An 11793-nucleotide genomic window follows, 5' to 3' on the forward strand; every position below is an offset into this window, starting at 1 on the left:
TCAATTTCTTGATGACGGCGTTTCGCTTCATAACAGTAGTCTACCGGCGGGAGACTAAACAAGTCAACCATGGGGTGACGGTTTTTCTTGATTGTGTTCCTTCGCCAATTGAACTGGGGACTACCTTGCAAGCCCACCGTCACACGCCGCTAACGCGCACCAGTCCGCCGGCCGATAAAAGTCGCCCAATACGCGTGTCTATCATGCGCGAGCTGGGCAAATCCTTGTTCGGGGGAAAGTGCACACCCATATGACATGGTGTCCATATGAGTAGAAAAAATCCTTCACCCGTACTTCGTCCGTCACTTCGCACCAGCACCGTAATTTTCGGGGCGGCAGTCATCTCACTTATCGTCGCTGGTCTGTTTGGCCGGGTGGCAGAGCTCCTGACGCTTTTCGCCTTCTGTCTGCTTGCTGTAGCAGTGCGCGTTGGTGTCGCCATAGCAGCCACCATGCCGTGGGAGGGGCCAGTGAAAAAATCGCACTGGCTCGATGTCGGAATCTTCCTTGCACTTATTCTGGGGGCTATCGCCTTTTTCTCGCTTGCTGACCACCTCTAACGGCCCGTTAGTCGGCGAGGTATTTATACAGTGTGGTGCGCCCAATGCCGAGGCGGCGGGCAACCTCAGCCTTCGGAATACCAGCGCCTACCCACTCGCGCGCTTGCGCTACTTGTTCCTCGTTGAGGACTTTCGCCCGCCCCTTATAAACGCCGCGCGCCTTGGCTTTCGCAATACCTTCGGCCTGGCGCTCACGAATAATCGAACGCTCAAACTCCGCCACCGACCCGAGTAGGCCAAGCATAAGTTTGGCCACCGGACTGGAATCTAAAGAATAGGTCTGCCCCTCTTTGAGGAACTTCACGGATACTCCGCGTTCAGTGAGTTCATCGACCAGTCGGTGGAGGTCGATAAGGGAACGGGCAAGCCTGTCCATGCTCACCACAATGAGTTGATCGCCGGCACGCACATAATTCAACGCCCCATCGAGACCAGGGCGCTGGGTGGACGAACCACTCACCGTATCGGTGAAGACGCGGAAGACTTTTTCCTTCTTCAACGCCGCCAACTGCCGGTCAAGATTCTGATCCTTGGAACTAACACGCGCGTAAGCAATTTTCTGCCCCGCAACAACCTCTGGTTGTTCAGGAATGTCTAGAGGTAGTGACGGTTCTGTTTCATTACTCATAAACCCACCCTAGCGAACAGTGGATTAAACGCGATGGATGTAATTCCTAGACTGTCCACTTAGGGTGTACCCCAGGTGCCCCTACCAGCGCCCGCAGTTGAAGGCTTCACCTACCAAATGGTAAAGTTAGCTATATGCGAACCAGTCAGCGCTCCGAGATCCTGGAAGCTGCCCTCCGCGTCATGAACGCAGCGGAGGGTGGCGACATTACCCTTGACGCAGTGGCCCACGAGGCCGGGCTCACCAAACCGGGATTGCTATATCACTTCCGCAACCGCGACGTACTGCTCGCCGCGATCGTCGACCACGCTGCGGCCAACGTCGAGAACGACATGACTGCCACCCTTGGCAAGCCCCTCGAGAACGCCAACGCCACCGAGCGGCTCCTGAGCTACGTTCACGTCGCCGCCCACGGGGCCGCCAAGCGCGCCGAGTTCATCATCTGGGGCCAAGCGACGTATCGGCCCGAACTCACCGAACCGTGGACTACGCGGATGGGCCGCTGGCTCGAACTCCCGGACGATCTCGACGCCGCCACCCGAGCCAGGCTGACCACCGCCCGACTCGCCGCCGACGGACTCTGGGGCGCCCAGGCCACAGGTGTGTCCACCCTCCACGGCGCGGATCTCGAAGCCGTCGTCTCCAGCATTCGCTCCCTGATCGAAGGAACAACCCCATGAAGCAGTGGTTCCTGCTCGCTGGCGCCATCACTACCGAAGTGGCGGCGACGCTGTCTCTCAAGGCGGCGCTCAATCACCCATCCTGGTACATCGTGGTTGCTGCCGGATACATCGGCACTTTCGTCTTCCTCACCTTCTGCCTGCGCGAAGGAATGCAGATCGGCGTCGCCTATGGCATCTGGGGAGCCAGCGGGGTCGTGCTCGCCGCCGTGCTATCCGCCGCGATTTTCGGTGAACCTCTGACCGCTGTGATGGGTCTTGGAATGGTTGCGATCATCAGCGGTGTCCTCACCGTCGAACTCGGCTCCCAGAAAGCTCAGCAAACCGCAGCCCAGGAAGCAGGAGTCAACTCATGAGATGGATCTTCCTCGCAGGCGCCATCTTGTCCGAAGTCGTCGCGACCATGTCGCTACGAGCCTCCGACGGTGGCCGGGTGAAGAAATGGTTCATCGGCGTCATCGCGGGGTATCTCGTGGCGTTCGTCGCCTTAAGTCTCGCCTTGGCCGACGGCATGGCCCTTGGCGTCGCCTACGGCATCTGGGCAGCATCCGGCGTAGCTCTCACCGCGATCCTCGCCCGGGTCATCTTCCACGAACCCCTCACCCGAACCATGGCCCTCGGCATCCTCCTCATCGCCGTCGGAGTTCTCACCGTTGAACTCGGCGCCAACTTGGCGAACTGACGCATTTCCGCAGGTAAACCAGGCAGATTGGTGTGCTGCACCACGAGGCGCACAGACAAAGGCTCCCCAATGAGCGCCTGTGGGCCTAGCGTTGTGGATGTGATCACCTGTGTCGTCCACTACACCATCGACCCCGACCAGATCGCAGCCTTTGAACAGTTCGCCCGCGCTTGGATGCGGCATGTCGACGAACACGGCGGCACCCACCACGGGTACTACCTACCCGCGGAAGGTGTGAGTGACCGTGCGGAATCCCTGTTCAGCTTCCCCAGCCTGGCTGCCTACGAGCAGTACCGCACCTTGTTCGGCACCCACTCGGACTTCATCGCCGCTGACCGGATTCGAGACGAGTCCGAGTGCGTCCTGCGGTACGAGCGCACCTTCATGCGGCCGCTCCTACCCCAGGGACACTGAAAGGGACTCCGGCAGCACGCTCGGCACAACCCACAACGCCGCAGGTCAGCGCGTACAGATGGGTGTACTTTAAAAACGCTCGGAGGTAGGGTAACTCCCCCTCGTTGCTCAGAGACGAAATCCGCCAGCGGTGGCGGCGCGACGAGCCGAAGGTAGGACAAATACAATTCCAGTCCAGGTGCAGATGTCTTGCACTGTTGCGGCGCAGTTGTCTTCTTTTTCACCGCGTATCACCCGCGAAATTAAATTGATATAATTAGGCCCATGTTGATTTCAGGTACCGCTTTCTTGCGGTTGCGCTCTAACCGCTAAGGCGGTTTCCTACCCCGTAGGTTAAAAACCGCTCCGGTCCTTTAGCCGGGCGGTCATTTGTCATGCCCGGCTCCTTTTCAACTCCAAGGAGCACACCTGATGTCTGCATACGGACACGGCCGTCACGAACATGGCCAAAATTTTCTCACCGACCACAAGATCATCAACTCCATCATCGACCTTGTAAAACAAACCTCCGGCCCCATCATTGAGATCGGACCAGGAAGCGGTGCCCTCACTCACCCGATGGCCTACTTGGGGAGGGCAATAACGGCAGTTGAAGTGGACGCAAAACTAGCTGCCAAACTCACACAAGAAACCTCCTCGGCGGCGGTCGAAGTGGTCCATGATGATTTCCTTAACTTCCGTTTACCCGCCACTCCCTGCGTCATTGTGGGAAATATTCCCTTTCATCTCACCACTGCCATTCTTCGAAAGTTGCTGCATGCGCCGGCATGGACTGACGCTGTACTCCTCATGCAGTGGGAAGTCGCTCGCCGCCGGGCTGGGGTAGGCGCAAGCACGATGATGACGGCTCAGTGGTCCCCATGGTTCACATTTCACCTGGGTTCCCGGGTACCAAGGTCTGCTTTCCGGCCACAGCCAAACGTTGACGGGGGGATCTTAGTGATCCGCCGGGTGGGTGACCCGAAGATTCCGATAGAGCAGCGCAAAGCCTTTCAGGCGATGGTGCACACCGTTTTCACTGCCCGGGGACGCGGGATAAGGGAAATTCTCCGAAGGGCAGGGTTGTTTTCATCACGTTCAGAAACACAATCATGGTTGCACTCGCGAGGAATCGACCCTGCGACCCTACCTCCCAGATTGCACACCAGCGACTGGATCGATCTCTTCCAGGTGACTGGTTCCTCTTCACCGCACCATCGACCAATTTCACCATCGGGAAGTAGTCAACGACCTCCTCAACGGAAAAACCGAAGCCGGCGGCGTTAATCCCCCCACCAAAACCGAATTGCACCAGTAGTACTAAAAGGTAAGCGAAGTCTGGCCGCAGACGCATCAATCACGGACAACTCGCGGGCAGCGTTGTACTCGGTAAGGAAGCTCATGGTCTCGACAATAGACCGCACCCGCGACATGAGTGCGGCCTATTCGAACAAGCATTGAGCTAGTCGTTGGTCGGTTTTCTGCTTTCCATTCCTCAATATGGGCAAGCCAGCGCACTTTGAATTCGGTGAGGTTATGGCGGAGGGTTGCGAGGTCTAGGAGAACAGAGGAAGTCATGCTTTGAAGCATATAAGCTGCCCTGCCCCTCAAGGTTTTCTTCAAGTGAGGTTTTATCTAACTGCCTAACGGCAGGGGAACCGTATATTGCTTACGGTATGAGACCCCTTAAACGTCCGGATAGTCACCGCTCTTCTTTAGCTCCGCGACATGCCTAGCAACCGTGGCGCGAGAGACTCCTACCTCTGCCCCTATTTCAGCCCACGTGGGAACTGTCCCTGTCTGGAAATACTGATCGTTCACCATTTGGCTAATACGGGACTTCGTAGATCGTCCTTGAGCCTTTTTCTTACGGTGCGTCTTTTCAAGCTTCGACCTTTGTGCTTGCGCATATTTTCCCTCGGGGTCTGTTTTCCAGCGTTGTGCGGCTTTTTGTCCGCCTCTGCGTCCCATCGTGGCCAAGGCTTTCCGCTCGCTGCTGGTGGCTTTACCTGGTGCGTTAGAGCCGCTGTAGGTCTCGCTCTTGGATTGGGCGACATACCCGCGCACGCGCCTTGCCATGGTTTGGCGGTCGCGCATGGGTGGCATCTCGTTGTCGCGGCCTGCACCGCCGTGGGTGTGTGCGACGTTGTAGGCGTGCTCATAGGCGTCGATGATTGCTGCGTCTGTCAGGCGTTGGCCTTGCTGGCGCAAGCGGTGGCCAGTCTTAAGCGCATGTCTAAAGGCTGTTTCGTCGCGTGCTGCGGTTCCTTGGACAATCCAGAGCACACGCACACCGTCGATAAGTTCCGGGTCATACTGGTCGAGACCACCGGCGATTTCCGCGTCTACGTCCTGGGCGAGTGCTTTGAATGCTTGGGCTTCTTCACGGCGGGTCTTGACCGCGTTGATAAGTTCGCGGCCAGAGCTGAATTGCTGGCGTGGGGTGGGGTTGAACTGGTCGTGTCCTGCCATATCCCTTACCTGCTTTATCAAGTCTCCAAGGCGCATCACCCGGTTGTGCTGCCTATACCAACGATAAGCGGTAGGGGCTTTGCCTGTGTAGAACGGGTTGCGGCTAAAGCGGTGGGAAAAGTGCGGGTCATGGTCTAAAAGCTCACCCAGCACACGCGTGGTTGCTGCAAGAAGCTTCATCTGCGCAGATTTACCGTTACGGTCAGCGTAGACAGGGTCAATAAGCCATATGAACTGGGCTTTGCCGTTAGTTGGGTTAATACCCACCCAGGCTGGCCCGACGCTATGAGTAATCAGTGAGCGCACCACGTCGCGGACGTACGGGTTTAAGTCTGCGGGGTCACCGCCTGCGGTACCTACTTGGTCAACGTCTACGACCAGGACGGCGGCGTACTGCTTGGTGGTGAGCATGGCGTACTCGCACCGTCCTAAAGCATCAGTCTCGAAGCGATACATACGCGGCGAGTTCGTGCCGTCAGCGTTGCGTCGATAGGCCTTTTTAAAGTCTCGTGTGACTGAACCGTGGAGTACATCGCGGCCTAGATGATCGCGTAAAAGGTCGCGGTCACTGGCAGATGCTGGGGTGTTGTCCAGTCCACCACGGTCGCGCTCGACGCGGGTAGGTGTTTTAGTGTGCGCATTCTGCGCATGAGTCTGTAAACTCATGACCGTGCTTTCTCCCAGGTGTGTGCTGGGTGATAAGCGAAAGTCATCGGGTTGCCGCCCGGTGGCTTTCTTCGTTTTTCATTGTCTTTCCCTGACTCTAAATGACACCGGTGTTATTTACTAGCCATGACACGCGAAAAATATGCCTTTTACCTGCGGTTACGTATGGCTAGACATATGGCAAGCTATACGTAACCGCGTTTCAGCTGCACAGGGCTGTCTGCGCAGATTTACCATCACGGGACTTTTCCCAGTTCAGGCTGCGCATATTTACGCATACAACGAAAGCGGTTGCGCAGATTTACCACACACTCTGCGCTGATTTACCGATACGCAGAAAAAGCGTGCGCAGATTTACCCATACGGTGGCGAATTATCCAGAGCAATAGGTATACAGCAATACAGTAATACAGGTGCCATAAACCTGTATTACTGTATTGCTGTATGCCTGTAAACCTTTATTTATTGTTGTGGACGTATTCTTCGAGGTAGGTGCTAACAATCTCGCGGATGGTCACGCCTTTTTGGGCGGCGATGACTTTAAGTTCTGCGTGAAGGTCGCGGTCGATTTCAATCGTCATCTTCTTGACGTAGTCGCGGCCTGTGGGTTGGTGGAATGCGCTTCGCACTGTTTTCTTCTCGGCTGCTGGAGTTAGCTTCGTGGCTTTTTTCATTGAGGTTCGCGGGCCTTGCTGCGCCCTGGCGCGTTCTTTACTGGTGCTCATTTCATCATCTCCATGAGTTCGTCGGCGACGTGGTCGTAGCCGTGCATGTCGGGGCCTGGGCAGTATCCAAACGCTAGGTGCATATCTTCGCGTAGCGGGATTTCGGTTTTAAAGTGCGGCATGTGTTCCGCGTCGAGCGCTTCTCGTGCCGCGTCAAGGGCGCTGGTGCCTTTCCTGGCGAACGTCAGTAAGACTGCATGAGGTGTTCCGTTGACTGCGTCGCGCAGCTCCCATACTCGGGAGAGGTCGGCAGCAGCAGAACGGGTCGGAAGAATGATGAAGTCGCTGACTGCGATTGCTGCTTCGATAGCGTTCTCGTCTCCTGGCGGCACATCGATGAACATGAACTCATCGTCTCCGACGAGTGCCGCTTGCCTATCGACGCGCTTGGGGATGGACAGCTCAACCTCAAACGGTAAAGGATCACCTCCATCCTCTGCGCGTTCAGACCATTCCAGTGCCGAGCCCTGCCGGTCTAGGTCGGTTACGGTCACGGTCTTTCCTCGGTGGGCGAAAACCGTGGCAAGAAACATCGTTGTGGTGGTCTTGCCAACGCCGCCTTTGGCGTTAATGGCGGTAATGATCATGGCTTCTCCTAGGTGTATAAATCATTGCCCCTACCACTTTACAGGTTTAAGTAAATACTGCTTTACAGGTTTACAGTAATACATTTTTACAGGTGCCTGTAAAGACAAAAGAGCAGGCAGATAGCACTTTTATTTTTCTTTATCGTCAGACTCGGCAGAAAGTCCAGCAAGCATGATGCGGTAAAACTCGTTTTCAATGCTCTTTTCTTCGAAGTCCGCAGCGACGTGTTCCCAGTGGTATTCCTCCAATTGGGGAAGCATCGCTGTTACTGCCATCTTGAGGTAGAAACCACGACTGCGTCCGGTGCGAGCACACAGTGTGTCTAGGCGCTCGATGATGTCCTCTGGCATGCGTACAGATACCACGCGCCCGGAGGGGTGGGGTCCTTGAACCATTGACGTAAGTCCTTCCCTTGCCTGTCGTAAACATTGTTTACGTACTGTCTTTGGCAGTCCTACTCTTTTTCTCGTGAGCGTTATTTGCTTTCGTAAACATTGTTTACCATATGTCCGGAGTCCACGAGGGCGAGCGAAATTTTCTACAGTTCCGGGCTGTCGTTCTCCGGGGTGTCATCGAGCCAGGTGTCTTGGTCGTTGTCGTAGTCGCTATCTGCGGCGGCTTGCTGGTGGAACCGGGCGAGCATCTCATCATCTGCGGTGGTACTAATACCGAGTGAGTCGAGGAAGTCCATCGACCGTTTCAGTCCTTCCTCATTCCGGCGCTGGGTGTTTAGCTCGTCTAGCTCGGTCTCAAGCTGGCGAATCGGATCAGTAAAGCTGTCGCGATAGTCCACAGCCTGGTCATAGGATGCAGCTACCTTGTCGCGCACGGTGATTGCTTCGTCTAGGAGGGCCTGGTCATTGTTGCCGTGGCGTAGCCTGCCGAAAAAGCCCCTCGAGTTCTTCGTGTCCTCGAACTCGCGCACTACAGCATCTTGCTTGGAATACTGCTGTCCGAGCTGTTCAACCTGCTGGTTAGCCTGGTCGTACTCACCGCGCAGCGTCTCAAGCTGAGTGTTTACCCGTTCTATCTCGGCATCGATACGCTCCACGGCGTCATTGGACCGTGTAGCACTGTACTCGTTGCCTGATTCCGGTTCTGGCACCTCATCGGCGTTGTTGGCCTGGGCGCGAGCATGGAAGTCAGCAAAGCGCGCTTCGCGTTTAGCGGCAAAGCTGCGCATGTACTTACCCATTTCGGTGCCAGCAAACGGGTTATCGGTATCCGTTTGGGAAGGCTGGTTGACGAGTTTGGTCAGCTCCCAGTCCTGCTTGGCTTGCCCAAACAGCGCCTGGGGTGTCTTATCGCCTTGCTCGCGCATTCCTGCGGATACCAGCAGGTCGCGGGCGTATTTGGCAGACTCACGCCGTGCGACCTGATTCACCTGGCCGTGGCCGGTCTCGGTGTCTCCTGGCTGGGTCTCGGCGATATAGAGGAAGTTGCCCTCACGCCCACGAGTCATAGGAACGTAAACACTGGACTTATCTAGGTTGCCCACACCAGCAACAACGCGGGACACATCCACGGTCGCGCCTTGGGAACTATGACCAGTAGCGGCATACCCCAGTTGGGTGTGTTTATCGAGGTAGTCGCGGTTTAGTGTCACAGTGGCTAAATCATCATCACACCGCCGGGCTGTGATGGAACCGTCTTTCCCGATGGAATCAACGACCCAGCGTTGACCATTGCGGACAACATCGCCGTTGCTGGTCACCAACTTCGCATCGTTGCGACGAGTCAGGATGACATCACCGACACCGGCTGTCAGTCCATCAGACAAGCCCAGGCGGTGCTCAGGGTTAATCTCGCCGCGCTCTGCGCGAATCTTCTGCGCCGCAGCATTCAGCGCAGTGACCTGGTCGCGGGTAGCAGCAACCAGCAAGGACTGCTTTCCTGCGGCAGTATCATCACGCCACCCGGCCAACGCATCGTCCATCATTGCCGTAACCGATCCTGCGTGCAGGCGCTTGTTCTGCATGTACCACTCGGCGGCACGAGAAACGTCTGCTTCCTCTCCACCGCGCAGCCACTTCGATGCTTCACGCTCACCCGCGTCACGCTGGCGGAACACCTCGCGTAGCTCCACGGCATCAGGCAATTCATGGGACAAGGTCGCCAGCAGGCCAGAGCGGGCCTTGACCGCCGAGTATTGTTCTGGGTCTCCCACAAAGACCACGCGCGCGCCGGCAGCAGTGGCAGTCTCCAGCACACGGATCGTATCGGGGTTAGACACCATGCCGGCTTCATCAACAACCACAACGGTGTCCCGGTTCCATCCCAGCTTCGCCGCTGTATGCTCCGGTATCAGCTCGTCTGTGCCAACAAAAGCGCGCGCAATCGTCATGGATTCATCGGCCACATTCTCACCCACCATCACGTCAGCAGCCTTACCCGTAGGTGCTAGGCCTACGACGTGTTTACCAGCCTGATTCCATGCCTTGTGCGCGGCCTTGAGCGAAGAAGTCTTACCGGCACCAGCCGGTGCGACCACTACAGACGCCAGGTAGTCAGAGCCGACAACCGCGCGCATAGCATCAGCCTGCGCAGGCGAAAGCTCACCCTCAACCGGTTGGATTGACTCGGCGGTAACCCCGCGCTCCACGCGCGCGGTGGCCATATCAACGCCACGTTCAACCTCGTCGACCACCTCGACGGTGGTGTACTTCTGCGAGCCTTCACGCTGGGTATTATCCAGCTCTCGGGACTTCTCCGGGGTCACTGACCAGGTGCCACGCGTCCCCAATGCAGCATCAACAAGTCCTTCGACCGTGACCGTCATATCCTCCGGGGAAACTGCGCCTGGGCGGATAAGTTCTGCTGCTTTTTCGGCAACATCAGCTCGGGTAAACGTGGAGCGTTCTGCAACAACCGCGCTTAAAATCTGGGATGGTTTCGGCAAGAAATCCTCACCCACCGCGCGCGCTGGCGCTTCATTGTTTGGCACAAGTCCGGCCACAAACTCACGCACCTGCGCGCCGTGTTCAGCACGTGCCCACTCGGTTTCCAACTCCTCTAGTGGGGTGTCGGTGTCCTTGGTACGCCGGGTGATTTTCTGCGCGATACGCTCATAGGCCGCACGTGTTTCAAGCCCATTGTCGGCCTGCCACTGGTCGATTTCACGCGCCCTGGTCGAGTACGACGCAATCAATTCTGGGTCATCAAGGCCGACGATTTCTGCGCATCCGTTGACCACGTCGCCGAACTCTACGCCGAGTTTTTGGCTCAAGATTTCACGCACCGTGGCTTGATACACCATGCCTGCCGCGCGCGCCTCATGGTACAAACTCACCCCATCGAGCGTGCGAACTTTGCCGTCGCGGCATAGCTGTTTATTCGCCAACAACACGTGTGAATGCACATGCGGGTCGCCCGCACGTGAAGTGCGGTGCTCGTATTTCACGCCCGAAATACCCGCCAACTTTTCAACAATAAGACGCTTTCCCGTCGGCTCTTTTACTTGCTTTCGCGTGTAGCTGGCATGCTCCGACAAGTAATCCAGCGCCTGGTTTACGGCCGCCTGGTGGGCTTCATCGACGATGCCACGCACGGCAGAATCTGCACCCATACCCCACAACAAGGAGACAGATTTCGGCGCACAAAACGTCAGATCGAAGCCTGGAACACTATCCTTTCGCGGAGCATTTCCAAGCCCCGTACCGCTCGGAGCGACCGCCTTATTGAACCAATCCTCAACCGTTTTCCCCGACACAATCGCACCGTTGTCGGCGCCCAAAAACGCCGAAACTTCAGCCATGTTTTCGCCCCGAAGCCACGCCGAAGCCGGTTGCTTTCCGTCCTCGGAATAGTACGAATCCGGCCCCCGATTCTCATCAACCGTGGACTGATAATAGGCCACGGAATGCGCACCCATCTTCGCGATAGTCAGCACTCCGACACCTCCTGTCAATCACCACGGTGACCACCTGGACACCCCATTGGGCAACTTGTTGCAAATGTACCATAAACCTAGAGCGCTTAGCGCTCGTAAAGCGTGGTCAGCGCAGAAAAGTAGCCGGCGCTTCGGTGTCTCTGGTTGTGTCAGGCAACCGCTAGCGATAACTACGAACGCCAGGACGCGATAATCACGCGGGGCAAGAAAGTCGCACACGCGACTTTCGCGGCAGCACTAAAGAGCCAAGCGTTAAGGAGCAGTGATGGACAAACTTTTCGGGCGCGAAGCGGCCAAGATTGGACGCCAAATCATCGACCAGGCCGAGCCGTTTAACGCCGCCCACACCACTAACTGGGGACTACCTTGCAAGCCCACCGTCACGCGCCACCAACGCACACGAGTCCACCGGTCGAGAAAAATCGCCCAGCACGCGCATGATAGACACGCGTACTGGGCGACTTTCGCTTTCAGTGTTTAGGATGCTGCGAGCTTTTGGGCGCGCTGGTA

13 protein-coding genes are annotated in these 11793 nt (G+C 56.8%); 7 read left to right on the forward strand and 6 right to left on the reverse strand.

Going from position 1 to position 11793, the window contains the following annotated elements:
• Positions 1 to 266 precede the first annotated feature (266 nt).
• Positions 267 to 560 (forward strand): hypothetical protein, encoded by a 294-nt coding sequence (locus HMPREF3155_RS02315; protein ID WP_070432501.1) that lies wholly within the window; start codon positions 267 to 269, stop codon positions 558 to 560.
• 7 nt (positions 561 to 567) lie between these two features.
• Here the strand turns inward: HMPREF3155_RS02315 and HMPREF3155_RS02320 are convergent, their stop codons facing one another.
• Entirely contained in the window at positions 568 to 1188 is a 621-nt protein-coding gene (locus tag HMPREF3155_RS02320) for a recombinase family protein (RefSeq protein ID WP_066487288.1), read from the reverse strand.
• Between the two features lie 134 nt (positions 1189 to 1322).
• Here HMPREF3155_RS02320 and HMPREF3155_RS02325 point away from each other — a divergent pair, with 134 nt between their 5' ends.
• From HMPREF3155_RS02325 to HMPREF3155_RS02345, 6 genes are all read left to right on the forward strand, one after another.
• Positions 1323 to 1868 carry a TetR/AcrR family transcriptional regulator gene (locus HMPREF3155_RS02325; protein WP_034666346.1) on the forward strand — a complete coding sequence of 182 codons (546 nt, stop codon included), beginning with the start codon at positions 1323 to 1325 and terminating at the stop codon, positions 1866 to 1868.
• Entirely contained in the window at positions 1865 to 2224 is a 360-nt protein-coding gene (locus tag HMPREF3155_RS02330) for a DMT family transporter (protein ID WP_048733039.1), read from the forward strand. Before HMPREF3155_RS02325 ends, HMPREF3155_RS02330 begins: the two co-directional genes overlap by 4 nt.
• On the forward strand, positions 2221 to 2550 hold the full coding sequence (locus HMPREF3155_RS02335) for a DMT family transporter (RefSeq protein WP_003849969.1): 330 nt from the start codon (positions 2221 to 2223) through the stop codon (positions 2548 to 2550). Before HMPREF3155_RS02330 ends, HMPREF3155_RS02335 begins: the two co-directional genes overlap by 4 nt.
• 93 nt (positions 2551 to 2643) lie before the next feature.
• Entirely contained in the window at positions 2644 to 2964 is a 321-nt protein-coding gene (locus HMPREF3155_RS02340; RefSeq protein ID WP_246817647.1) for an NIPSNAP family protein, read from the forward strand.
• 264 nt (positions 2965 to 3228) lie between these two features.
• The gene (locus tag HMPREF3155_RS13425; protein WP_011152926.1) at positions 3229 to 3276 is read left to right on the forward strand and encodes an erythromycin resistance leader peptide; all 48 of its coding nucleotides are present in this window, start codon (positions 3229 to 3231) and stop codon (positions 3274 to 3276) included.
• 99 nt (positions 3277 to 3375) lie between these two features.
• The gene (locus HMPREF3155_RS02345; protein WP_011152925.1) at positions 3376 to 4230 is read left to right on the forward strand and encodes a 23S rRNA (adenine(2058)-N(6))-methyltransferase Erm(X); all 855 of its coding nucleotides are present in this window, start codon (positions 3376 to 3378) and stop codon (positions 4228 to 4230) included.
• Positions 4231 to 4629: 399 nt separating this feature from the next.
• Here the strand turns inward: HMPREF3155_RS02345 and HMPREF3155_RS02350 are convergent, their stop codons facing one another.
• The 5 genes from HMPREF3155_RS02350 to mobF form a co-directional block, all read right to left on the reverse strand.
• The gene (locus HMPREF3155_RS02350; protein ID WP_010993828.1) at positions 4630 to 6081 is read right to left on the reverse strand and encodes a replication initiation protein; all 1452 of its coding nucleotides are present in this window, start codon (positions 6079 to 6081) and stop codon (positions 4630 to 4632) included.
• A gap of 458 nt (positions 6082 to 6539) precedes the next feature.
• On the reverse strand, positions 6540 to 6806 hold the full coding sequence (locus HMPREF3155_RS02355; RefSeq protein ID WP_011117486.1) for a hypothetical protein: 267 nt from the start codon (positions 6804 to 6806) through the stop codon (positions 6540 to 6542).
• Positions 6803 to 7393, reverse strand: a complete 591-nt coding sequence (locus HMPREF3155_RS02360) for a ParA family protein (RefSeq protein WP_010993829.1) — start codon at positions 7391 to 7393, stop codon at positions 6803 to 6805. Before HMPREF3155_RS02360 ends, HMPREF3155_RS02355 begins: the two co-directional genes overlap by 4 nt.
• Before the next feature lie 129 nt (positions 7394 to 7522).
• On the reverse strand, positions 7523 to 7789 hold the full coding sequence (locus HMPREF3155_RS02365) for a ribbon-helix-helix domain-containing protein (protein WP_197418375.1): 267 nt from the start codon (positions 7787 to 7789) through the stop codon (positions 7523 to 7525).
• 143 nt (positions 7790 to 7932) lie between these two features.
• The gene (gene mobF, locus HMPREF3155_RS02370) at positions 7933 to 11283 is read right to left on the reverse strand and encodes a MobF family relaxase (protein ID WP_070432502.1); all 3351 of its coding nucleotides are present in this window, start codon (positions 11281 to 11283) and stop codon (positions 7933 to 7935) included.
• Between the last annotated feature and the right edge of the window lie 510 nt (positions 11284 to 11793).

This window comes from Corynebacterium sp. HMSC06D04, assembly GCF_001807315.1.
Lineage (GTDB): Bacteria > Actinomycetota > Actinomycetes > Mycobacteriales > Mycobacteriaceae > Corynebacterium > Corynebacterium simulans.